This is a genomic window from Ensifer sp. SL37, from assembly GCF_026672675.1.
Lineage (GTDB): Bacteria > Pseudomonadota > Alphaproteobacteria > Rhizobiales > Rhizobiaceae > Ensifer > Ensifer adhaerens.
In genome coordinates, this window is sequence record NZ_JAPPRN010000007.1 from 1116812 (window position 1) to 1138545 (window position 21734).

The 21734-nt window shown below is 62.1% G+C and carries 19 protein-coding genes and 1 pseudogene; 8 read left to right on the forward strand and 12 right to left on the reverse strand.

What is annotated here, in order from left to right:
- Positions 1 to 82 precede the first annotated feature (82 nt).
- Genes mtnK through OVA00_RS37490 form a run of 5 tightly spaced genes read left to right on the forward strand, consistent with a single transcriptional unit; the run spans position 83 to position 5507 of the window.
- Complete coding sequence (mtnK, locus tag OVA00_RS37470) at positions 83 to 1354, forward strand: S-methyl-5-thioribose kinase (protein ID WP_089045111.1); 1272 nt, start codon at positions 83 to 85, stop codon at positions 1352 to 1354.
- Positions 1351 to 2445, forward strand: a complete 1095-nt coding sequence (gene mtnA, locus OVA00_RS37475) for an S-methyl-5-thioribose-1-phosphate isomerase (protein WP_034796457.1) — start codon at positions 1351 to 1353, stop codon at positions 2443 to 2445. Before mtnK ends, mtnA begins: the two co-directional genes overlap by 4 nt.
- 4 nt (positions 2446 to 2449) lie before the next feature.
- Entirely contained in the window at positions 2450 to 3385 is a 936-nt protein-coding gene (locus OVA00_RS37480) for a transketolase (protein ID WP_034796459.1), read from the forward strand.
- 2 nt (positions 3386 to 3387) lie between these two features.
- Positions 3388 to 4389 (forward strand): transketolase family protein, encoded by a 1002-nt coding sequence (locus OVA00_RS37485; protein WP_034796462.1) that lies wholly within the window; start codon positions 3388 to 3390, stop codon positions 4387 to 4389.
- Positions 4389 to 5507, forward strand: coding sequence for a RuBisCO large subunit C-terminal-like domain-containing protein (locus OVA00_RS37490; RefSeq protein ID WP_060580725.1), 1119 nt, complete (start codon positions 4389 to 4391; stop codon positions 5505 to 5507). Before OVA00_RS37485 ends, OVA00_RS37490 begins: the two co-directional genes overlap by 1 nt.
- Before the next feature lie 353 nt (positions 5508 to 5860).
- Here OVA00_RS37490 and OVA00_RS37495 read toward each other — a convergent pair whose 3' ends face one another.
- The 7 genes and pseudogenes from OVA00_RS37495 to OVA00_RS37530 form a co-directional block, all read right to left on the reverse strand.
- Positions 5861 to 6163: an alkylphosphonate utilization protein gene (locus OVA00_RS37495; protein WP_034796466.1), complete on the reverse strand. Its 303-nt coding sequence runs from the start codon at positions 6161 to 6163 to the stop codon at positions 5861 to 5863.
- 398 nt (positions 6164 to 6561) lie between these two features.
- Positions 6562 to 7128: a GGDEF domain-containing protein gene (locus OVA00_RS37500; RefSeq protein WP_326494180.1), complete on the reverse strand. Its 567-nt coding sequence runs from the start codon at positions 7126 to 7128 to the stop codon at positions 6562 to 6564.
- Positions 7129 to 7149: 21 nt separating this feature from the next.
- Positions 7150 to 8508: pseudogene (locus OVA00_RS39870) on the reverse strand (7TM-DISM domain-containing protein); the annotation flags it as partial.
- A 63-nt stretch (positions 8509 to 8571) separates the two neighbouring features.
- Positions 8572 to 8748, reverse strand: coding sequence for a hypothetical protein (locus tag OVA00_RS37515; RefSeq protein WP_268090931.1), 177 nt, complete (start codon positions 8746 to 8748; stop codon positions 8572 to 8574).
- Positions 8749 to 9531: 783 nt separating this feature from the next.
- A complete protein-coding gene (locus OVA00_RS37520; RefSeq protein WP_060603732.1) occupies positions 9532 to 10338 on the reverse strand; it encodes an aspartate dehydrogenase in 807 nt (268 codons plus the stop codon).
- Between the two features lie 29 nt (positions 10339 to 10367).
- Complete coding sequence (locus tag OVA00_RS37525; protein WP_060530138.1) at positions 10368 to 10910, reverse strand: 3-hydroxyanthranilate 3,4-dioxygenase; 543 nt, start codon at positions 10908 to 10910, stop codon at positions 10368 to 10370.
- A 21-nt stretch (positions 10911 to 10931) separates the two neighbouring features.
- A complete protein-coding gene (locus OVA00_RS37530) occupies positions 10932 to 11888 on the reverse strand; it encodes a dihydrodipicolinate synthase family protein (RefSeq protein ID WP_090298614.1) in 957 nt (318 codons plus the stop codon).
- 140 nt (positions 11889 to 12028) lie between these two features.
- Here OVA00_RS37530 and OVA00_RS37535 point away from each other — a divergent pair, with 140 nt between their 5' ends.
- Positions 12029 to 12934, forward strand: a complete 906-nt coding sequence (locus tag OVA00_RS37535; RefSeq protein WP_060580828.1) for a LysR family transcriptional regulator — start codon at positions 12029 to 12031, stop codon at positions 12932 to 12934.
- A gap of 76 nt (positions 12935 to 13010) precedes the next feature.
- On the opposite strand, the gene OVA00_RS37540 is transcribed toward OVA00_RS37535, so the two are convergent.
- The 5 genes from OVA00_RS37540 to OVA00_RS37560 all read right to left on the reverse strand — a co-directional run bounded on the left by OVA00_RS37540 (position 13011) and on the right by OVA00_RS37560 (position 18730).
- Positions 13011 to 14441 carry an NAD-dependent succinate-semialdehyde dehydrogenase gene (locus OVA00_RS37540; RefSeq protein ID WP_113553486.1) on the reverse strand — a complete coding sequence of 477 codons (1431 nt, stop codon included), beginning with the start codon at positions 14439 to 14441 and terminating at the stop codon, positions 13011 to 13013.
- 198 nt (positions 14442 to 14639) lie between these two features.
- A complete protein-coding gene (gene kynU / locus OVA00_RS37545; protein ID WP_268090934.1) occupies positions 14640 to 15881 on the reverse strand; it encodes a kynureninase in 1242 nt (413 codons plus the stop codon).
- Positions 15882 to 15893: 12 nt separating this feature from the next.
- Entirely contained in the window at positions 15894 to 16817 is a 924-nt protein-coding gene (locus OVA00_RS37550) for an ABC transporter permease (RefSeq protein ID WP_268090935.1), read from the reverse strand.
- 7 nt (positions 16818 to 16824) lie between these two features.
- Positions 16825 to 17604, reverse strand: a complete 780-nt coding sequence (locus OVA00_RS37555; RefSeq protein WP_034796481.1) for an ABC transporter ATP-binding protein — start codon at positions 17602 to 17604, stop codon at positions 16825 to 16827.
- A 139-nt stretch (positions 17605 to 17743) separates the two neighbouring features.
- Positions 17744 to 18730, reverse strand: a complete 987-nt coding sequence (locus OVA00_RS37560; protein WP_112772009.1) for an ABC transporter substrate-binding protein — start codon at positions 18728 to 18730, stop codon at positions 17744 to 17746.
- Positions 18731 to 18895: 165 nt separating this feature from the next.
- On the opposite strand from OVA00_RS37560, the gene OVA00_RS37565 reads away from it, so the two are divergent.
- Together OVA00_RS37565 and OVA00_RS37570 are read left to right on the forward strand one after the other, a co-directional pair.
- Entirely contained in the window at positions 18896 to 19681 is a 786-nt protein-coding gene (locus OVA00_RS37565; RefSeq protein ID WP_060517974.1) for a GntR family transcriptional regulator, read from the forward strand.
- Positions 19682 to 19916: 235 nt separating this feature from the next.
- Positions 19917 to 21653, forward strand: coding sequence for a hypothetical protein (locus OVA00_RS37570; protein ID WP_268090936.1), 1737 nt, complete (start codon positions 19917 to 19919; stop codon positions 21651 to 21653).
- Positions 21654 to 21734: the final 81 nt, after the last annotated feature.

The following is a 21734-nucleotide window of genomic DNA, read 5'->3' on the forward strand; positions in this document are numbered from 1 at the left end:
CTAGAATGCCGCCTTAGTTGTGACCACACACGGCATGGCTGCGAGCGGTGGAGGCCCGCGCCATGCGTTGGAGGAAAACGATATGGACAAGCAGGTCTTCGAGGCGCTGAGCGCTGCGACGTTGCCGGAAAAACTCGGCGGAAACACCGTCCTGAAAGAAAAAATCGGGCCGGACTTTTCGCGCTGGAGCGTTAAGGAAGTCGGCGACGGCAACCTCAATCTGGTCTTCATCGTCTCCGGCGACAGGGGCGCTGCCATCGTCAAGCAGGCGCTGCCCTATGTGCGCCTTGTCGGCGAAAGCTGGCCGCTGCCGCTGAAGCGCTCCTATTTCGAATATCATGCCCTGAAGCGCCAGGCAGCGCGTGACCCCGGTCTCGTGCCGGAGATCTATTTCTTCGACGAATCCCAGGCGCTCATCGTCATGGAGTTCCTGACGCCGCACGTCATTTTGAGGCGCGCGCTGATCGACGGGCGGCAACTGCCGAAAATCGGGCGTGACCTCGGCCTCTTCGTCGCCCGCACGCTCTTTCGCGGCTCCGACCTCTCCATGGCCACGCGAGAAAAGAAGACGGACCTTGCGCTTTTCGCCGACAATATCGAGCTTTGCGACATCACCGAAAACCTGGTGTTTTCCGATCCCTATTTCGAGGCCGAGCTCAATCGTCACACCACGCCCCAGCTCGATCCGATCGTGGCCGAGCTTCGCGCCGACCGCGACCTCAAGGTCGAAGCACAGCGGCTGAAACATCTGTTCTCGGCAAAAGCCGAAACGCTCTGCCATGGCGATCTGCATACCGGTTCTGTTATGGTGACCGACGACGAGACCCGCGTCATCGACCCGGAGTTCGCGTTCTACGGACCGATCAGCTTCGACGTCGGCATGCTGCTTGCCAATTTCTGGATGAGCTATTTTTCGCAGAGCGGACACGAAAACGCGCCCAGTGCCCGAGATGGCATGCGCACCTATCTGCTCGATACGGTCGAAGTCATCTGGGAAACCTTCCGCACCGAATTCGCCCATCTCTGGCGCACGGAGCGTAACGGCATTCTCTACCAGGCAAGCCTCTTTGAGGCGCGCAACGATCCGTTCGGCGCCGAACAGGCGCTCGATATCGTCATCGACGAGATCTGGCGCGAGATGTTGGGCTTTGCCGGCGTCGAGATGCACCGCCGCATCCTGGGGCTCGCCCACAACGCCGACTTCGAAACCATTGTCGACCCCGATCGCCGTGCTGCCTGCGAAACCAGGGCGCTGAAGCTCGGGCGTCACCTCGCCGTCAACCGGCATCATATCCACAGCCTCAAGGACATCCGCGCACTCGCGGAGCGCCTTCAGAAGGAGACATCAGCGTGAAAGTCGGAGAACGCCACTACCATACGATCTGGCTCAACGAGGACGGACGCTCCGTCGATATCATCGACCAACGCTGGTTGCCGCACGAGTTCCGCGTCGTGACGCTGAAAACGGTCGCCGATGTCGCCGTCGCCATCCGCGACATGTGGGTGCGCGGCGCACCGCTGATCGGCGTCACGGCCGCCTACGGTGTTGCGATTGCGATGGCCAAGGACCCGTCGAACGCCCATCTCGACGCCGTCTGGGAGGAACTCAACGAAACACGCCCGACCGCCATCAATCTCCGCTGGGCGCTGAACGCCATGCGCGACCATCTGCGCCCCTTGCCGGAAGGCGGGCGTGCCAAGGCGGCCTATGATCGTGCCGCCGAGATCGCGGCCGAAGATGTCGAACTCAATCGCGCCATTGGCGCAAACGGCCTGAAGGTCATCCGCGAGATTGCTGCGAAGAAGGCGCCGGGTGAACCCGTGCGCATCCTCACCCATTGCAACGCCGGCTGGCTTGCGACCGTCGACTATGGCACTGCGACTGCACCCATCTACATGGCTGTCGAGGAAGGCATTCCGGTGCATGTCTATGTCGACGAAACACGCCCGCGCAATCAGGGCGCCTATCTCACCGCCTGGGAAATGAACGGCCACGGTGTGCCGCACACGCTGATCGTCGACAATGCCGGCGGGCACCTGATGCAGCACGGCGATGTGGATATGGTCATTGTCGGCACGGACCGGACGACGGCCAATGGCGATGTCTGCAACAAGATCGGCACCTATCTGAAGGCGCTAGCTGCGCGCGACAATGGCGTCCCCTTCTATGTCGCCCTTCCCTCGCCGACGATCGACTGGACGGTCCGCGACGGGATCAAGGAAATCCCGATCGAGGAGCGAACCGCCGACGAGGTGAGCTTCGTCCAGGGGCGCGCCAGCGACGGCTCGATTGCCAGCGTGCGCATTTCGCCGGAGGGCAGCCCTGCCGCCAATCCGGCCTTCGACGTCACGCCCGCCCGACTCATCACCGGCCTGATCACCGAGCGCGGCATCGCAACACCATCGCCCGAAGGCCTCAAGGCGCTTTTCCCAGAACGGAGCTGAGACGATGACACTCACGAACCGGGTTTCAACGGAAGAGATCGCGCTCGGCATCCGCCGACGGGTGTTCTTCCACACGATGAAGAACAATGGCGGTTACCTCAGCCAGGCCTGCTCGGCTGCCGAAAGCCTTGCGCTGCTCTATAACGAGCTTCTGACGCTCGGCGAGCCGACGTTGCCGAAGGTGCCGCTGCCGTTTCGCGGTGTTCCTTCGGCGCACAATCCGGACGCCTTTACCGGCGCCGGCTATCACGGACCGGTTGGGCCGGCGTTCGACCGTTTCTTCATCTCGCCCGCCCACTATGCGCTCGTCATCTATTCGGCGCTGATCGAGATGGGGCGCATGGACGAGCACGCGCTCGATCACTTCAACAAGGACGGCGGTTCGGTCGAGATGATCGGCGCCGAGCACAGCCCCGGCATGGAAGTGACCACGGGCTCGCTGGCGCAGGGTCTCTCCATGGCCTCGGGCGTCGCCTGGGCGCGGCTGCAGAAGAAGGAGCCGGGCAAGGTCTGGGTCTACATGTCGGACGGCGAGTTCCAGGAAGGCCAGACCTGGGAATGCCTTGCGGCGCTGAGCTACCACGGCATCGACAACATCCGCGTCGTCGTCGACGTGAACCGCCAGCAGTGCGACGGTGCCATGTCGTCGGTGCTTGACCTTGGCGATCTCGCCGCCCGGGTGAGCGCCTTCGGCGTCACCTGCCGCTCGGTGGACGGGCACGACCTGGAAGCGCTCAGGGCTGCGGCCGGAAGCGCCGAGCCCGGCAAGCCGCTGGTCATCCTCGCCAACACCTCGCCCTACCAGGGCATGGAGTTCCTCAAAAAGCGTTTCCCGCGACTTCATTACGTTCGCTTCAAGAGCGCGGAAGAACGGCTTGAAATGCAGGCCGCACTTGCGGCCGAACTCGGCGTCGACGTCGAAGCTATGAAAGGGGCCTGAACATGGTCGAGATCGTCAATCGTCCCTACGCCAAGGCATTCGAGACCTTCGCGACCGCGCGACCCGAAGTCCTCTGCCTTTCCGCCGACCTGACCTCGTCCTGCGAGGTCGACGGCTTCCGCGACCGGCATCCGCAGCAGTTCCTCTCGCTCGGCATGGCCGAGCAGAATATGTTGTCCTTTGCCGGCGGGCTGGCGATGGAAGGCTACCGGCCGTTCATTCACACCTTCTCGGTCTTCCTCTATCGCCGCCCCTATGATCAGTTGATCAACTCCATCGCCTATTCCAATCGCAAGGTGCGACTGATGGGCTTCCTGCCCGGTATCACCACGCCCGGCGGCATCACCCACCAGGCGATCGAGGACATTGCCGTTCTGCGCGCTGTACCGAACATGACGATCCTCGAGACCGGTGACGCGACCGAGGTGGAGACCGTACTCGAAGTGGCCGACAGCATCGATGGCCCTGTCTATGTGCGCGTGCTTCGCGGCGAGGTCCCGCGTCTCTTCTCCACGCCTTTCGCGTTCAACAAGCTGCGGGTTCTGTCCGAGGGCGACGACATTCTCGTCGTTTCCTCAGGCGTCTGCACCGAGGAAGCACTGCGCGCCACCCAACCGCTTCAGGCACGCGGCATCGGCATCACCCATCTGCACGCCTCGACCCTGAAACCCTTCGATCGCGAAGGCCTTTTGAAGGCCGCGCGGGGCAAGAGGGGGATCGTCACGCTGGAAAACCACACCATCGTCGGTGGCCTCGGCTCGCTCGTTGCGGAAATTCTGGCCGAAGAAGGTCTTGGCATCCGCCTGAAGCGGCTGGGCCTCAATGACACCTTCGCCCATGGTGCGTCCAAGCCCTACCTCATGAAAAAGTATGGCCTCGACGCCGGCGCGCTCGTTGGCGCCATCAGCGAGTTGGTCGGCAAGCCGCTGGAGATCGGCGAGGACGAATTGACGGAGGTCCGCATCGACCACGTGCATTCGGCTCAGAAGGCGGAGGCGCTCTAGTGGCTCCGCGTTTCACCGTCACCTACTACGTGCGTGCCGCTGACGCCGACGAGGCTAAGGCGCGCGCACTCGATATCGCTCTGGAGCAGACCGTCGAAATTCCGCGCAGCGCCGTTCCCGAGGGCTACGTCGAGGATGAAATCCTCGGCAAGCTGGAAGACCTGAAGCCGGATCCGGCCGGCCGGCCGGGTTTTCTCGCCTCGATCTCCTATTCCGACGACGATGTCGGCGGCGACTTTCTGCAGCTCTTGAACGTCATCTTCGGCAACAGCTCCATCAAGCCCGGCCTGAAGGTCGAGGATATCGGTCTTTCGCCGGGTATCCTTGGGCTTTGCACAGGACCCCGCCACGGCATTGCCGGGCTTCGCGCCCGCGCCGGCGTGGGCGAAAGCCCTCTTTTGATGTCGGCGATCAAGCCCGTCGGGCTTTCGACATCCGAACTTGCGAGCCGCGCCCATGATTTCGCGCTTGGCGGCATGCACTTCGTCAAGGACGACCATGGTCTCGTCGATCAGGTGACGTCGCCTTTTAATGAACGCTTGAAGGCCTGCATCGAGGCCGTCGGCGAGGCCAATGCCAAAACCGGCGGCAGGACAAGCTTCGTGCCGAATGTCACCGGGCCGGCTTCGGCCGTGCTTGACCGGGCGAAGGAAGCGCAGGCCGCCGGTGCGGGCGCCGTGATGCTGGCCCCGGCATTGACCGGCTATGATGTCGTGCGCACACTTGCGGCCGATCCCGACTTCAGCTTGCCGATCGTTTCGCACCCGGCCTTCTCCGGCGCAAATGTGGTTTCTGCCGATTGCGGCTTCTCGCACCGTTCGTTCTTCGGCACGCTGCATCGCCTGATGGGCGCGGATGCGGTGATCTACCCGAACTTCGGAGGCCGCTTCGGTTTCACGCGAGAGGAATGCCTGTCGATTGCTCGGGCCTGCGCGGCCGACATGAGGGGGCCGAAGGCGATCGTCGCTGCACCCGGTGGCGGCATGACCTTCGAGCGCGTTCCCGAGATGCGTGAGGCCTACGGCAACGACGTCATGTATCTGATCGGCGGCGCCCTGCTTCAGCAACCGAACCTCGTGGAGGCCTGCCGCCGCCTGGTCGCCGCGGTCCATAGCTAGACGCACTCGCCATGGGTCGAGCCGGAAGGGTCGAGCCGGGATGGTGCAGCCCTCGTATTCCCGTAGGCGAAAGGGCGGCCCTCCCGTTGCGCGGCAAGAGAAGCAGCTAGCGGATGGCCGCAGCCTGGGACCAGGCTGCCATCCAGGGCGACTGCGAGCTCATGGGCCGCAATCCGCTTAGTCGCGCTCCGTTGTCGCTATGCGTTGGAAGTGCGAGTCGGCATTACAACGGCCGAGAACGCCGACCAAACCGCTGGGCTAAGCGGCGACAACTCCTCGGCCCTCAAGCTGAGCGCTTCCGAAGACGTCGGCGCCGCTTCAGGACTGCCGATCACCTGTTACGCTTCGAACGTCTAGCGTTTGCGAACAAACTCAGTGCGTAGAACAAGACCTTTGATCGCCTCATGGCGGCAATCGATTTCTTCAGGATTATCAGTTAGCCGGATCGACTTGATCACCGTTCCCTGCTTCAGCGTTTGCCCGGCACCCTTTACCTTGAGATCCTTGATCAAAACGACTGAGTCGCCATCTGCAAGGACGGTCCCTGACGCATCGCGAACCTCGGCGGCTCTTGCTTTCTCGGCAGCAAGTTCGGAGGCTGGCCGCCACTCACCCGTTACATCGTCGTACACGTAGTCGTCGTTCTGGTCGCTCATGGTCTGCCTTGCATGGTTTTTCGGATCTTGCAGTGGTCGCGGCCGCGATCGCTGCAATAGGGGTGCACCCCTACCTTCTCTGCGGTGCTGACGCAAATGTCACGGCTCGTCCTTCGGTTTTGCTGCGATCTAAAACGTCGGTCGTCCGCTATAAGGCCGCATTTGCGCCGCGTGGCGGCCGGCATCCGTCGCCGCGCGGAGCGGACCCGCTTGCCTTTCGCAGGGCACTGCCTCGTATGCCCGCAGATCGTCTCCGCCTGTCCGGCCGAGCCCGAACATTGAAGCGGCCGTCTTCCGCCGGTTCGGCACTGGGCCGGAACCACTTCGGCCCGAAAGAAAGAGACATGGCCAAGCCCGCAACCAACCTCCGCCCCCGTTCATTCAGCACTGTGAGTGCTCTAGTTGGCGAAGGCCTGTTCTTTCACAATGATTTCCAGATCCGTCTCTGCCTTGATGGTGCTCCGAGTTCGATTTCGGCCCGCGCTCTTTGCTTCGTAGAGGAGCTTGTCGGCCCGTTCATAGAGTTTCTCAAAACCTTCATCGCCGAAGGTATCCGCCACTCCCATGCTGGCGGTTACAGGTCGCTCGAGACCCGGATCGGTACTGGCTACAATTACCGGAATTGCCTGTCGCCGGCGTTCGGCCAGGGTGGCGGCATCATTGCCGCGCAAGAGAAGTACAAATTCTTCACCGCCAAGACGGTATGCCCGCACGTCCGGCCCTGTCTGGAAAGCATTGGCTACAGCTTTGAGCACGGCATCTCCAACGGCATGTCCGTTTACGTCATTGATTGACTTGAAATGATCAAGGTCAATGACCGCCAATGTTGCAAAGCCATCAGCTCGAAGCTGCGCGAACTGTCCCTCAATAGCTCGACGATTGAGCAAGCCCGTCAATGGGTCCGTTTCGGAAAGCCGTTCAAGCAGATCGGCTTCGATGCGTGCGCGATCTCGCTCCCGCTTCATGGTCACGAAGCGATCAGCTACGCCGAGCGTGGTGAAGAGGGCTTCGAATAGACAGCCAGCATAAAACGCGAGCGTGGCGTCGATGCTGTCGAACCAGGGTACGACGCCCGTCACCAGACGGATCAAGCCGACCGCGATCATTGGCGTGTATCCGACTGCCTGAAATTTTGCCGCGCGGCTCCCGCGGCGCAATGCGTCGACCATCGACAGTATGAAAATGATGAGGATCGGTGCAAACGCAGCCGTGTACGCGGTCGATTATATTGGCCGCGCAACGAACGGGAATGCCGCGTGAAACGCACTCAGGAACAATGCCGATGCCGCACAATAGGGTAGCAGACGCCGTAGTGCAGGATGCATCAGTCCAGGTTCGATGAAGCTGTACGTAAACATCGCTCCTGATGCGACCGTCATCCCGAAGAGCAAGGTGGTCATCCAGCTCAAAGTCATGGCCGGCGGGTCGAAAAATACGACTGACAAACTTGATGAGGTCATAATGGTCATCAGCAACGACAGCGTCAAAGCCGAGTGCCAGAGAACAAAAGGTTCGCGCAGGATCCGATAGAACGCCGCATTGAAGATCAGAAGCATGGCGAGCATGCCAGCTAGGCCTGCGACGAACGTCAGGAGTTGCATATCGTCGATGCTATCGACTGCGACATCCACTGGTGCAAGATATGCTCGCTCCAGTGTCATCCGATGGCTGGGCAAATCGATTGCGACGACGACTTGCCGCGTCGCATCTGTCACTACAGGCAGGGGAGCCTTGAAATACCCACCGGCCATTGAGCTGGGCAACGCTGCTGCAGAAACGGAGGCTTGCCGCACCGCGCCGTCCTGGTCGATTGCAAGGAGATGCACCGCCTCAAGTGCGCTCCGCCTGGAGAGAAAGTATCGAGGAGGGCTCTCGCCCGGCCTGAGATCGAAACGAAGCAGCACTCGCTCGGAATCAATCGAGAATTTCCGGTCATCACAGGACCACCGCTCGGCTGCCAAAGCTATGGTGATCACGTTCTCTGAGATGCGGCCGGATGCCCAGCAGGAATTGCGAATGTTGCTGGAATCACCAGCGTGGGTCGATCCAACGCCCAAGTGCGTCAGCATCAACAAAAGCAGAAATACTGCCAAAGCACGACTTCGAAACCCACCCCCAAGCATAGGGCTTCGATACAGCCAGAAGCTTTCGATACCATTAAGCGCCCCAAAAACGCGCCTGTTATCGGCTCGGCGAAAGGCGCCGACCTTGCTATAGCGCCTGAACGCGAACCGCGGCCCGCTCACACTTCCTGTCTTCAATTCTGGCGCAAGGCGCTGGACGACGACAAGCGGGCAATCATCCATGCGGCCGCTCCAGAAGAGCGCGCGACCGCCTCTCTTCATGAACTGCAACCGGACACGACGGATGTTTGAGATGGCTCTTTGAGGGTTTGCGCCGATCGCGCGCTAGAGCCGGTCGCCGCTTTCGATGGCGGCCGGTGCCTCTACTGGGTTCTCGGATGCCATGTGCTCTTCGGCAACGCTCAAATCCAGTTTCCCCCAGATCGATAGTTTTTCGCCGTTGGGTTTAAGCTTTCGGGACTGCTTGATCTCAACGATAAACGGCTTTGTCTGCTGACGCATCTTTCCTCCAGGCGACGAATCGCAGAGCAACTCTATCGCAACGCATTCGTCTCGCAAGCGGACCTTGCCCGAAGGTCGTGCGAGAAACGGGCGTATTTTCACTGTGGGTGTGGCAGTGTGCTGCAGCGCGCTGCGTCCCTTCGGGTAGGGGCGCGATTGCGCTGACGCCACTGTCAGATCTCTTCCCTTCGGCCGTTGCTCCATGTGCGGGCTCGATGAGGCAGGTCTGACCGTAGAACGGCCGCGCTTCGCTCTTGTTCCCGAAACGAGCTTCACAAAGACAGGCATCGAGCCACTCGCAGGCTTACGTCGCTCGCCGGCCATCGTTACTTCCTCTGCGGCATCAACCCGCGTTCTAGACGTTTTTCCGGGGTTCGAACTTCGCGGTGACCATCTCGCTCTCCTTCGAGACGAGCCTGGCGGGCAAGAAGTTGATCCAGCCTTCGTTCGGCAGCAGGCACATTGGCGCGCATCACTGTATCGCGTAGCTTTCGCGCAATGCGATTCTGTCCCGCTTATCCCCCGTTGACAGCAGGAAAAACCACCTCCTACCTCTCCTGGATCGGCCGACGGCTTGCTAGGAAGAGCGTGAAAACCCGCGTCGGAGCGACTGCCCCCGCAACGTCTGGGCGTTCAAGCACCACCGCACGCGTGATGCCTTTCACCGACGATGCCAAAGGTGGTTTCGATAGAGCCAACGGATAAAGCGGCGCATGCGGTTGCCGGCAGCACAAAGATCTGCCCGGAACGGCAATGGCCGAGCAGTCGAGCGGCAGCTACCGACTAAAGGACAAGCGCGCTTGTCCTGTTCTCGATCAGGCGAACGAGGTTCAGTGCCGTCATCTCCGAGGATTTCGGATTGGTTGCGAGCGGGCGGTTCTGAAGGCGGATTTCGAGTGTGCCGAAGGCGCCGCGGGCGATAATGCTGTGCGTGTTTTCCACTGCTTTGGGATCGGCGACGAGCTGCACACGCGTATGTTCCATACCGATGCCGGCAAGGGAGATGGTCGCCGCCACATTGGCATTTTGCGGAAAGGCCGTCGCCGCCTCAGCGGCCGATCCTGCAAAGAAAGCTTCCGCTTCCTGAAGTTCGCCTAGGCGACAGCACTCTTCGGCGGGCGTCCCAAACCAGGCCCTCGCGGGCTTGGTGATGGTGTGCTCCACGCTGTCCAGACCCAACCGTGAGGCCGCCGAGAGCGCATCGATGCCGCCGAGCGCGCCCGGCGGTATGATAAGCTTGCAACCGTTCCGCCGCGCAAGTTCCACGAGTTCGTCGAGCACGGTGGCATCCACCAGGGCCGAGGTCGAGGACACCGCGAAATCCATGCCCGCCGCCAATGCCGCCCGGGCGAAGGGCTGGACGCTTTCGCGGCTCGCCGCCTCGACGACCAACGTCGCGCCGGTCGCCGTCAGCGCTTCTGGACCGGCAACATGAACCGCCCCTTCCGGCATGGTCGCTTCGATTTCCCTGGGATCGCGCACGGCAATCCCGACAATCCGGGCGTTCGCGCCCCGCGCCTTAAGAAGTGCCGCCACCCGCTGTCCGATGGCGCCCCAGCCCACGAGGCAGATGGCTTCGACTTTCGACATGACGATCCTTTGCTGGTTTGCTGCCGGGTTCAGAGCGTCACCCAGCCCTCGGGCGGGGTCTTGCCGGGGTGCACGGTTCCGCATTTCGGGCACGTGCGCAGCTTTTCGTCCGCGTAGAACGCCTGATAGATCGGCGGCAGATCGTCGACGATGGATTCGAGGTCTACCTCCGCGCGGTGCACAAGCTCCGTGCATTCGAAGCAGTACCATTCAACAGCGTCTAGCAGGCCTTCAGGCCGCGTGGGCTCGATCACAAGGCCGATCGATCCCTCCATCGGCCGCTGCGGCGAGTGGCGCACATGCGGCGGCAGCAGGAAGATGTCGCCCTCCCGGATCGGCACGTCGTAGAATTCCTTGCCGTCATAGAGCTTCAGCACCATGTCGCCCTTGAGCTGGTAGAAGAACTCCTCGACGGGATCGTCGTGATAGTCGGTGCGCTTGTTGGGGCCACCGACTATCGTCACCATGAGGTCGGCGTCTTTCCAGATCTGTTGGTTGCCGACCGGCGGCTTCAGCAGGTGCTTGTGCTCGTCGATCCACTTTTGCAGATTGAACGCCTTGAGCTTCGTCATCGATATTCCTCCCTGTCCCGTTCAGCGCAGTTTCAGGCCGCATTCCTCGAAGGCGGCTCTGGTCAGTCTCTTTTCCGCATCCGTCAGCTCCAGCAGTGGCTGGCGGACGGCTCCCCCCACTTGGCCAAGCAGTTCCTGCCAGTACTTCTGGTGCGCATGGGGCTTTTCCGCGGGCTTGGACTTGCGGAAGGCGTCACGCACCCCTTGCAGGCTCGCGCTGACGGCGCGGCTCTCCTCGGCCTTTCCGGCAAAGGCGAGTGCTGTGTACTCGGCCATGCGCCGGTCGGCCTTGGTCTGGAGCGTGTAGGGTGGCGACGAGCAGAGATAAAGCTGCCAACCGAGTTCCAAGACGTTATCCAGCCATTCCTCTTCCGAAGCGGTCGAGACGAGGATGCGGTCGCCGGCGAGCGCCGTCAGCGCCTTGTACATGGCGCGCGGCACCGAATACTTGATCGCCACGACCGTCTCGATGTCGGCAAGCCGGTTGCACAGTTCCGGGCTCATCAGATAGCCGCTGTCGGGATGCGACCACAGCGCCATGCCGATATCCACCTTTGAGGCGATGGCCTCATAGTAGCGCAGCAGCGTTTCGTCCTGCTGCTTGAAGAAATGCAGGATCGGCGCATGCACGACGATGTAGTCTGCGCCGCAGGCCTGCGCATGACGGGCAAGATCGATCACCACATCCATGTTCTGGTCGGAGCAGGACATGATCGTCTGCGCCCGTCCTCCGGCCGCTTCCACGGAGAGATCGAACATGCGTTTGCGCTCGTCGACCGACATGGAGAAGAACTCACCCTGCTTGCCGGCAATGAAGAGGCCGTCGATACCGAGATCGGAAATCCAATGCTCGACATTGCGGCGGTAGCCCTCTTCGTCGATGGCGCCATCGACTGTGAACGGCGTGTTGGCCGCCGCCCAGATGCCGCGCATCGTGGCACGGGAATGGGCCTTTGCATCTTTACGCTGGTATTTCATGACGCTCCCTGTCGCATGTCCGTCCGGTGCGCGTGAAGCAACCGCTCCGGTCTCTCTCGGCGCATTTAGCGCAGGATTTTTTTATTCATTAAGACACATAGTCTGTATATATTCATGCCGAAATCAGTATGGATCCCGCGATGCTCAATCTCCGTCAGATCAAGTGTTTTCAGGCCGTGGTCGAACTCGGCAACTTCTCCCGCGCCGCCGAACGCTTGCGCACCAGCCAGGCCGGCATCTCGCATGCGATCCGCGACCTCGAGGCGCTGCTCGGCGCGCGGCTCTTCGACCGCACGACCCGACGCGTCGAACTGACCGAGGCCGGTCGGGTCTTTGCGGCGGCCGCGCTGCCCGGCCTTGCGGAAATCGAGCGCGCCGTCGATGCGGTGCACGATCTCGGGCAACTGAGAACGGGCCTGGTGCGCATCGCCGCCCCGCCCTTCCTTGGCGCAACCGTGCTGCCGCGCCTGCTGCAGGAAGTCGCTCAAAGCCATCCGAACCTCAAACTCAGGATCGAGGACGTCGTGACGGACATGATCGCGCCCCGGGTGCGCAGTGGCCTCTGCGACCTCGGCGTCGGCACCTTTGCCAGCGACGAGGACGGCCTTGAGATCCAACGCGTGCTGCGCGACCAGCTGATGGTTTTTGCGCCCGAGGGCCACGCCATCTGCACGAAGGCCGAAGTGGCCTGGTCCGCGCTTTCCGACCAGCCGATCATCACGCTGACGCGCGAAAGCAATATCCGTCTTCTGACCGAGGTCGGCTTCGAAAGCGCCGGCGTGCCACTGCGCCCTTCTCTCGAAGTGCACCAGATCAACACGGCCCTTTCGCTCGTCGAGCGGGAGGCGGGGGTTGCCATCCTGCCGACCTATGCCTTTACCGGCCTCAACGGTCGGAAGATCTCAGCCCGCCCGTTGGTCGAGCCGTCGATTGCCCGCGATGTCTCTGTCATCACGGCGCGCGAACGCACGCCCTCCCCCGCGACGCTCGCGGTGCGCACACTGCTGCGCAAGGTGCTGCGCGACATGGTCCCGGTTGTCGGCTGATGGAACGCAAGAAGGCCGAAACCACCCAGACAGCGGTTTCGGCCTGATCATCCATTCATTGCGGCGCGCGATGCCGTCAGGCGGTGCGCAGCGAGACGTTCTTGACGACGGTGTAGTGATGCAGGCCCTCCGCGCCACCCTCGCGGCCAAGGCCGCTTTCCTTGACGCCACCGAACGGCGTTTCGGCGACGGAGGCCTCCAGCGTGTTGATCGAAAGATTGCCGGCCTCGATGCCCTGCATCAGGCGGTCGATGTTGGCGGCCGAGTTGGTGAAGCCATAGGCGGCAAGACCAAACGGAAGCGCATTCGCTTTCGTAAGCGCTTCGTCGATCGAGGCAACCGGATTGATCAGCGCGAGCGGGCCGAAGGGCTCTTCGCTGAGCGCGCGGGCATCGTCCGGCAGATCGGAAATCGCGGTCGGCGCGAAGAAGTAGCCCTTGCCGTCCAGACGTCCTCCGCCGCACAGGATGCGGGCGCCCTTTGCGCGCGCATCGTCGACAAGCTCCTGGAGGGCAGCGATGCGGCGATCGTTGGCCACCGGGCCCATCTGCGTCCCTGCGTCGAGGCCGTCACCGACCTTGATCGAACGCGCCTTCTCCACGAAGGCGTCGGTGAAGCGCCTGTAAAGCGTTTCGTGCACGAAGAAGCGCGTCGGCGAGGTGCAGACCTGGCCGGAATTGCGATACTTGCGGGTGGCGCAGGCAATGCCGGCCGCAACCGGATCGGCATCCTCGCAGACGATGACGGGCGCGTGGCCGCCAAGTTCCATCAGCGCCGGTTTCATCACTTGCGAAGCGAGCGTCGTCAGGTGCTTTCCGACGACGGTCGAGCCGGTGAAGGCGACCATGCGGATGCGGTCCTGAGGGATGAGATAGCCTGAGATTTCGGCGGGGTGGCCGAAAACGAGGTTGAGCACACCGGCAGGAAGGCCTGCATCGTGGAACGCCCGCGCTATGTGCACGACGCCGGTTGGCGTCTCCTCGGACGCCTTCATGATGATGGAGCAGCCGGCCGCAAGTGCGCCGCCGATCTTGCGAGCGGGCTGGCTCATCGGGAAGTTCCAGGGCGAAAACGCCGCGACCGGGCCGATCGGTTCCTGCAGCACGATGTAGCGGATGCCCGGTGCGCTCGGGATAACCCGGCCGTAGAGACGCACGCATTCGCCGGCGTCCCATTCGAAGAATTCGCAACCGCGAATGACCTCGGACCGCGCCTCGGAAAGCGGCTTGCCGTTTTCGAGCGTGATCGAACGCGCGATCTCCTCTGAGCGCTCGCGCATAAGCTGGGCCGCCTTCAGGATGATCGCCGCGCGGGCAGCCGGCGATGTCCGGCTCCAGACCTGAAAGCCCTGCCAGGCAGCGTCTGTTGCATCGGCGAGATCCGTCTCGCGGGCGACCGCCACCTTGCCGATGACATCCTCATTGGCGGGGTTGATGACGGCGAGCGCCTCAGAGGTCGCCCTCCATTTGCCGCCGATATAGAGCTGAGCATGCGTATCCTGAGCCATGAGATTGCCTTTTCGCCATTCCTTCAGAGGCTGCGCCTTCCTGTTCCGGTAATGGATGCAATCAGCGGTCTAATATAACAATCCACATAGGTTGAATGAATTGATATCGAGATGTGATAAGTCTCGAGCCAGCACAAACGAAAAAAAGCGCCTTCCCGGGAGGGAAAGCGCTTTTCCATTTTTCACAAGCGATCGCGATCAGGTCACGGCGCTACGGACAGCAAAGCGGGCGTCGCGCCAAGCGCCAGTCTCCATCACGTCATGCAGCACGTCCACGGCGTTCCACACATCCTTAAAACTCGTATAGAGCGGTGTGAAACCAAAACGGATGGTGGCCGGGGCGCGGAAGTCACCGATGACGCCCCGCTCGATCAGAGCCTGCATGATTTCATAGGCCCCCTCGTGCTCGAAGGAGACCTGGCTGCCGCGCACCGTGCCGTCGCTTGGACCGACCAGCTTCAGGCCATGCGCGCCGCAACGCGCTTCGACGAGCTTTATGAAGAGGTCGGTGAGTGCGATGCTCTTCCGGCGGATGGCCGTCATGTCCACTTCATCCCAAAGATCGAGCGCGGCCGAAAGCGTGCGCAGCGACAGGATTGGCTGCGTGCCGGAGAGGAAGCGCAAGATGCCCGCGCCGCCGTCGTAATTGCGCTCGAAAGCGAATGGACGGGCGTGGCCCCACCAGCCACTGAGCGGTTGGCTGGCCTTTTCCTGATGGCGCCTGGCGACATAGATAAAGGCTGGCGCACCGGGGCCACCATTCAGATACTTGTAGGTGCAACCGACGGCGAAATCGACGTTGCAGCGATCGAGTTCCACCGGCAGCGCACCGGCCGAATGGCAGAGATCCCAGACGACGAGCGCACCCACATCGTGCGCGCGCTTGGTCAGCGCCGCCATATCGCGCAGAGCGCCGGTCTTGTAGTTGACGTGATTGACGAGCACCACGGCGACGCTCTCGTCGATCAGGCCTTCGATCCGCGGGCCATCGACGCCCTCAAGCCGCAGGACGGTACCGGGCCGCGTCGCAATCACGCCCTCAGCCATGTAAAGATCGGTCGGGAAGCTCTCGCTTTCCGCGACAATGACCTTGCGCTCCGCATTGAGGCCGAGTGCGGCGTGCAGCGCCTTGTAGACATTGGCCGAGGTGTGGTCGGTCACGGCCGTCTGGCCGGGTGCTGCGCCAATGAGGCGGCCGACGCGGTCGCCGAGCGTCAGCGGCAGGGCGAACCAGCCAGCCGTGTTCCAGCTGCGAATGAGGTCGCGGCCCCATTCGAGTTTCGCGGCCTTCTCGATTTCGGCGTAGGAGGCAAAGAGCGCCGCGCCGAGCGAATTGCCGTCGAGATAGGTGACGCCTTCGGGCAAATCAAAGCGCTTCTTGAAGGCCGCGAGCGGGTCGTCGCGATCGAGCGCCTCGACAGCATGGATATCGATGTTCATGGGGCAGTCCTTCTATTCACGGACGGTTTCGCGGGCCGGCATGGGGCCGCGGGCGCGCTTGAGGGTTGGGAGCGCCAGCATGGCGAGCACGAAGAGGCCGGTGGCAAGTTTCAGGTCGGTCGGCGGCATGCCGGCGGCAAGGCAGAGCGAGACAAGCTGGTAGTAGACGATGGCTCCGACGAAGGGTGCCGCAAGCTGGCGCCGGATCGTCTGCTTGCCGACAATGGCTTCGCCGATCATCAGCGCCGCAAGGCCGTTGATCAGCGTACCGATGCCCATGTTGACGTCCGCAAACCCCTGCGACTGCACCATGAGCGCGCCGCTGGCGGCCGAGAAGGCACCGGCTAGACCGACCCCGCCGATGGTGAAGGCCCAGATGCTGATCCCCTGCGCTTCCGCCATATCCGGGTTGGAGCCGACGGCGCGCATGGCCGTTCCGCGTTCGGTCCGGAAATAGAGGTTCAAAACGCAATAGACGGCAATGCCGAGCAGTCCTGCAACGACGATCTTCGCGACCGGGAAACCCGGCTCGGCAAAGGGTACGCCATCGAAAATGGTTGGCGTGCCGTACACCGAGAGGTTAGACTTGCCCATCAGCCGCAGATTGATCGAGTAGAGCATCGTCATCATCAGAATGCCGGCAAGCAGCGTGTGGATGCGGAAGCGCAGATGCACGAAGGCCGTGCAGCTACCCGCCAGGAAGCCTGCGGCCATCGCAACGAGGATCGCCAGCCAACCGGGTGCGCCACCGGCGAGCGACAGCGCGCAGACGCAGCCGCCGAGCGGGAATGCGCCCTCGCTCGTCAGGTCCGGAAAATTCAGTGTTCGGAATGGCAGCATGATGCCGAGAACGATAAAGGAAAGGATGAGGCTCTGCGCCAGCGTGACCGGGACGAGCGTGATGAAGTTCGAAAATATCATAGAAACCGTTTCCATGTCCGTCTCAGCTTGCGAGCAGCATCCGGTCGGTCTTCATGCCGAAGTGACCAATGAGTTTCGGGATCGTGACCTCGGCCTTTTCCGCGCCGGTGATCTCGAGCCGGATCTGGCCGGCATCGAGCATCACCACGCTATGGCCGAAATCGACGGCGTGCTGCATGTTGTGCGTCACCATCAGCGTGGTGAGATTGAAGGCTTCGACCGCGCGTACCGTCGCCTGCATGACGATATCTGCCGTGCGGGGATCGAGGGCTGCGGTATGCTCGTCGAGGAGCAGCAGATCCGGCTGGTCGCACGTCGCCATGATCAGCGAAAGCGATTGCCGCTGGCCGCCTGAGAGCAGTTCGACGCGCGTGTCCAGTCGGTTTTCGAGCCCAAGGTTCAGCGCCGCGAGGCGTTCGCGGTAGCTTGCGAGCCGCCTGGCATTGAGGCCACGGCCAAGGCCAAGTTTCTTGCCGCGCAATTCGGCAAGCAGCATGTTTTCCGCAACCGTCATCGAGGCGGCGGTGCCTTTCATCGGATCCTGGAAGACCCGGGCCACCCGTGTCGCACGTTTGTGCACGGGCAGTGCCGTCACATCGTCGCCGTTGATGAGGATCTTGCCTGAATCGAGCATGAGCGCGCCGGAAATGGCATTGAGCATGCTGCTCTTGCCGGCGCCGTTCGATCCGATGACGATGGCGAAGTTGCCGGTCGGAAGCGTCAGGCTGAGATCGTTGAGGGCGATCTTCTCGTCGGGCTGCCCCTTGTAGAAGACCTTTCGTGCAGATCGGATTTCGAGCATCCGTTCCTCCTCTGAGCAATTCCGTAGAGGCCGCCTCCGCAGCCTTGCTTCCGGAATTCATGTAAATACGAATGGACAGGGCGCGCGCGGCGCGCTCATGGACGGCGGCGTCGTGGCCGCCGCCGTAGCTGGCGTCGGATTACTCGACGATGCAGTTGCAGTCGGCGAGCGAAGCCGGGATCTCGACGCCGAAGGCGGCCATCGCCTTCTTCGAGATCAGTGCCTGGTGGTCCTCATAGGCAGGGAAAACAGGAGCAATGGACTTCGGGTCCTTGCCCTTCAAGACTTCAGCCGCAATCTTGCCGGCATTCTTGCCGACCTGCTCGTAGTTGACGGCAAAGCTTGCCGGCACGAAACCCTCCTGTACGGCCGTATCGACGGCATTGACGACCGGGATGCCCGCCTGGCGCGCGGCCGACGCGACCGCCGCGATCGCCGGCTGGATCATGTTGGAGGTCGGGCCATAGATGACGTCGACCTTACCGGAGAGCGAGGTGATGCGCTGCTGGATGTCGTTGAGGTTGTCGACGCCGACTTCGACGACTTCAAAGCCCTGCTCAGGCGCAATTTTGCGCACAGCTTCGAGCAGCGCGACGTCGTTGGCCTCGCCCGGATTGTAAGGCAGACCGAGCCGCTTGGCGTTCGGCAGGAGCTTCCTGGTGAAGTCGAGCACCGCCGCCATGTCCTGGCTGTCGGTCGCACCGGTGATGCCGTCATCACCGCTTTCGCGGGAAGGCACGAGCTTGGCCGCGACCGGATCGGTCACGGCCGTGAAGATCACCGGGATGCCGGAGCCTGCGAGCGCCTTCTTGGCGATCTGCGAAACCGGGGTGGTGACGGTGTAGACGAGCTTTGGCTGTTCGGCCTGCAGCTTGGCGATCATCTGCGGCACCAGCGAGGCGTCGAAATTGGTGTGGCTCTCCGTGTAGACGACGTCCTTGCCCTCGACGAAGCCGTTTTCGGCGAGCGCCGCCTTGAAGCCGGCGATGGCGGCGTTGAGCGGTGGGTGTTCGCCGAAATTGGCGATGCCGATGCGGATCGGATCGGCAGCCGCCGAACCGATGCCGGCAAGCACCAGGCCCGCCGCCATCAGGCCTGTGATGAGTTTCGATTTTGTCGTCGCCATGTGTTCCTCCTCCAGCTGTTGCAGTGACAGCACGAGCGATGAGGAAGCGCAGCCCAACGGCAAAGTCAACGATATAGTATACAATTATAGCAATTGGCGATTATCATATATTATTCTCGCATATATGATTACCGAACATTCGGGCGGTGAATTTTGGAGGTGCCTTTGGTCGACGAGCAGGAAAACAGCACAAAAACAGAGGCCGCCTACAGGATTTTGCGGACCGAGATCCTCATGGCCCGCCTGCAACCGGGGGCGCCGTTGCGGCCCGACCTTCTGAGCAAGACCTATGATGTCGGGCGGACACCTCTTCGAGAGGCACTGTCACGGCTGGAGGCCGAGCGGCTGGTAGTGGCGATCTCCAACCGCGGCTTCACCGTCGCACCCGTGTCGCGCAAGGGGCTGGAGGATCTGACAAAAGCCCGCGCAGTCGTCGAAATCCCTCTGTTGCTGGAAGCCATGGAGCGCGGCGGCTCGGAATGGGAATCGGCGATCGTCACGGCGCACTACCGTCTGTCTCGTTGCAAGACGATCGTCGAGGATTCTTCCGACCTTGCCGTGGATACCTGGATGGAACGGCACGAGGCATTTCACGCCGCCCTCTTGAGCGCTGCGCAATCGAGTTGGCTGATGCACTTCCGCTCGACCATCTCCGACCAGCTCCAACGCCACTACCGGTTCCTCGCCTTCGCCCCTGTTCTGCGCGCGGCGCACGGAGAGACGACCGGCTACGCGGAGGCCATGGCCGCGCTGCATAAGGCGCAATCCATCGGTCCGCACACCGAGCTGATGGAGGCCGTACTCGACCGCAACGCCGAACGCGCTCGGATCCTGATGGACGAGCATTTCGGCTATCCGCTCGAAGTCTACGCCGTCGAGGAAGGGGAAGTTGCGTCATCTGGATCCCGCAAACCATCAACACGCCCGGGAACTCATAAGAAATCCGCATGAATTAATGCTGATTAAGGCGATTGTTATGGGGAAAGCGACCCTGTTTCATGGCGCCTAAGCAAACGGAAGCGGCGTGATTTGCGCGGGCATGAGGAGGCCTTCGCGATCAACTGACACGACGAAAGAAGAATTCGGAACGCGACACAGGGGTGTGTTCGCCGCCGAGCTGTCGTTTGCTTGCGCCGCTGCCAGCCTTGGACGCGTCCGTTCACCGATATTCCAGGAGGAGACCAACATGCCGAGAAGGCTGATCATCACGTGCTCAATTTTGTGTCTGGCCGCGGGCACTGCGCTTGCCGCGGGTTGGGAAAAGGAAGTACCGACGGAGATCAACATCCAGGATCCCCACCTCAAGCGCTGGTCGGAACTGACCTACGACAAGCAGCCGCCGGCGCTGACGCCGGGCAAGGACTACGGCATGGATCCGGCGACGGGCAAGTTCAACGCGCCGCGCGCCACAGCACTCGGCGCATCGCCGAACTTCCCCGGCCAGCTCACCCATTGGGACGACAAAACCTACAAGAGCAACGTCGAGGAAATCGCCTTCTACCCGCACATCACATCGCCCTGGCATGCCTGGCCCGACGTCGCGGATTTTGACGGCAAGCGCTACATGTACCTGCATGACCGCGACTACATGCGCGTGCTCGACATCACCGACCCGGCCAAGGCCAAGGTCGTCTATTCCAAGGGCGGCGTCTGGGGACAGGACGGTTCAAGCGAAGACTGGGACGCCAAGACGGTCCAGGACTATTTCGGCGGTATGACGATTGCCTGGAGTGAAAAGCTCCAGAAAAACGTCGTCGTAGCCTCCTACGAGATCGGCCGCTTCGGCATTCTCGACAACAAGCGCACCCAGCCCGACATCGTCGAGACGCTACGCCACTACAATTCGCTCAAGGGCTTCAAGGTCTACGAGATGAACGGGCCGCTGCCGAGTGACTGGACGCTGATCGCCACCCGCACGACCGACATCAACAACCCGGACGCGCCCATCGGCAAGCAGCAGGGCTCCGGTTCGCTCGACGCACCCGCCTGGTTTGGCGGCAAGTACATGTACCTCTCGTCGGCGCCCGACGACAGCTACGCATTGACCGAGTATCCGGACTACCTGCATTCGCCGGGCTACCAGGCTTGGGACATGACGGACCCGGCCAATCCTCTTTTCGTCAGCCAGGTCACCGTTCCCGGACAGGTCGTCGGCGACAAGGCAAGCGAGGACGCCTACCTGATGAACCCGCGCGCCGGCAACCGCACGTCTTGGATGGGCTCGCGCATGCCGCTGTTCCTGCCGAAGCCGGTGGAAAAAGGTGGCAAGATCGGCTTCGGCGCGATGGGCGGCCTCGGCTTCTACACCTTCGATCTCACCAATCCCGGCACGCCGGAAATGATGGGCCATCTGAGCATCCCGCCAAGCTTTGCCGGTACCGAATTCGACAATGCCGATACCAGCCAGTACGAGCGCACCGGCTATGTCTTTGCCAACGGCTACCCGATGAACTCCAACTGCTACGAGCCCTACAAGGACGTGCTGGTCATCGACGCCAAGGATCCGAAGGACCCGAAGGTCGTCGCCACCTTCCCGCGTCCGACACCCCCGGCAGAGGCCGAATTCACCGACTATTGCCAGCGGCGCGGCAGTTTTGGTCCGAAGCGGTCCGGCACGACCCACCAGCCGGGTCACAGCCGCGACGGCATCCTGCCCTATGCCTTCTACAATGCCGGGCTGCAGATCTTCGACGTCAAGGACCCGAAGGATCCGAAGATCGCCGGCTACTACGTGCCGCGCTTCCCCAAGCCTGAGGAAATGCCCGAATACACCTATGAAAACGCCAGCTTCGCGGTCTTTACCGAGTACGACCGCAACATCATCTGGCTGATCAGCATCGACGGCATCCGCGCCCTGAAGACGCCGCTTCTCGGTGTACCGAAAACCGGCCTTGCCGGCGAAGTCTGGCCGCCGCGCGGGTAACCCCCGACTGGCCGGTATCGCAAACGATACCGGCCCTTTTTTCTCTCATTCCATACAGACCCGCTCAGCACCCGCTTGTCC

Bases quoted from the DNA above. Each gene is read 5' to 3' on its own strand.
- OVA00_RS37495 (WP_034796466.1), bottom strand. From the start codon at position 6,163: ATGAGCGACCAGAACGACGACTACGTGTACGACGATGTAACGGGTGAG.
- OVA00_RS37480 (WP_034796459.1), top strand. From the start codon at position 2,450: ATGACACTCACGAACCGGGTTTCAACGGAAGAGATCGCGCTCGGCATC.
- OVA00_RS37535 (WP_060580828.1), top strand. From the start codon at position 12,029: ATGCTCAATCTCCGTCAGATCAAGTGTTTTCAGGCCGTGGTCGAACTC.
- OVA00_RS37550 (WP_268090935.1), bottom strand. From the start codon at position 16,817: ATGGAAACGGTTTCTATGATATTTTCGAACTTCATCACGCTCGTCCCG.
- kynU (WP_268090934.1), bottom strand. From the start codon at position 15,881: ATGAACATCGATATCCATGCTGTCGAGGCGCTCGATCGCGACGACCCG.
- OVA00_RS37515 (WP_268090931.1), bottom strand. From the start codon at position 8,748: ATGCGTCAGCAGACAAAGCCGTTTATCGTTGAGATCAAGCAGTCCCGA.
- OVA00_RS37485 (WP_034796462.1), top strand. From the start codon at position 3,388: ATGGTCGAGATCGTCAATCGTCCCTACGCCAAGGCATTCGAGACCTTC.
- OVA00_RS37570 (WP_268090936.1), top strand. From the start codon at position 19,917: ATGCCGAGAAGGCTGATCATCACGTGCTCAATTTTGTGTCTGGCCGCG.
- mtnK (WP_089045111.1), top strand. From the start codon at position 83: ATGGACAAGCAGGTCTTCGAGGCGCTGAGCGCTGCGACGTTGCCGGAA.
- OVA00_RS37560 (WP_112772009.1), bottom strand. From the start codon at position 18,730: ATGGCGACGACAAAATCGAAACTCATCACAGGCCTGATGGCGGCGGGC.
- OVA00_RS37520 (WP_060603732.1), bottom strand. From the start codon at position 10,338: ATGTCGAAAGTCGAAGCCATCTGCCTCGTGGGCTGGGGCGCCATCGGA.
- OVA00_RS37555 (WP_034796481.1), bottom strand. From the start codon at position 17,604: ATGCTCGAAATCCGATCTGCACGAAAGGTCTTCTACAAGGGGCAGCCC.
- OVA00_RS37530 (WP_090298614.1), bottom strand. From the start codon at position 11,888: ATGAAATACCAGCGTAAAGATGCAAAGGCCCATTCCCGTGCCACGATG.
- OVA00_RS37540 (WP_113553486.1), bottom strand. From the start codon at position 14,441: ATGGCTCAGGATACGCATGCTCAGCTCTATATCGGCGGCAAATGGAGG.
- OVA00_RS37525 (WP_060530138.1), bottom strand. From the start codon at position 10,910: ATGACGAAGCTCAAGGCGTTCAATCTGCAAAAGTGGATCGACGAGCAC.
- OVA00_RS37500 (WP_326494180.1), bottom strand. From the start codon at position 7,128: ATGAAGCGGGAGCGAGATCGCGCACGCATCGAAGCCGATCTGCTTGAA.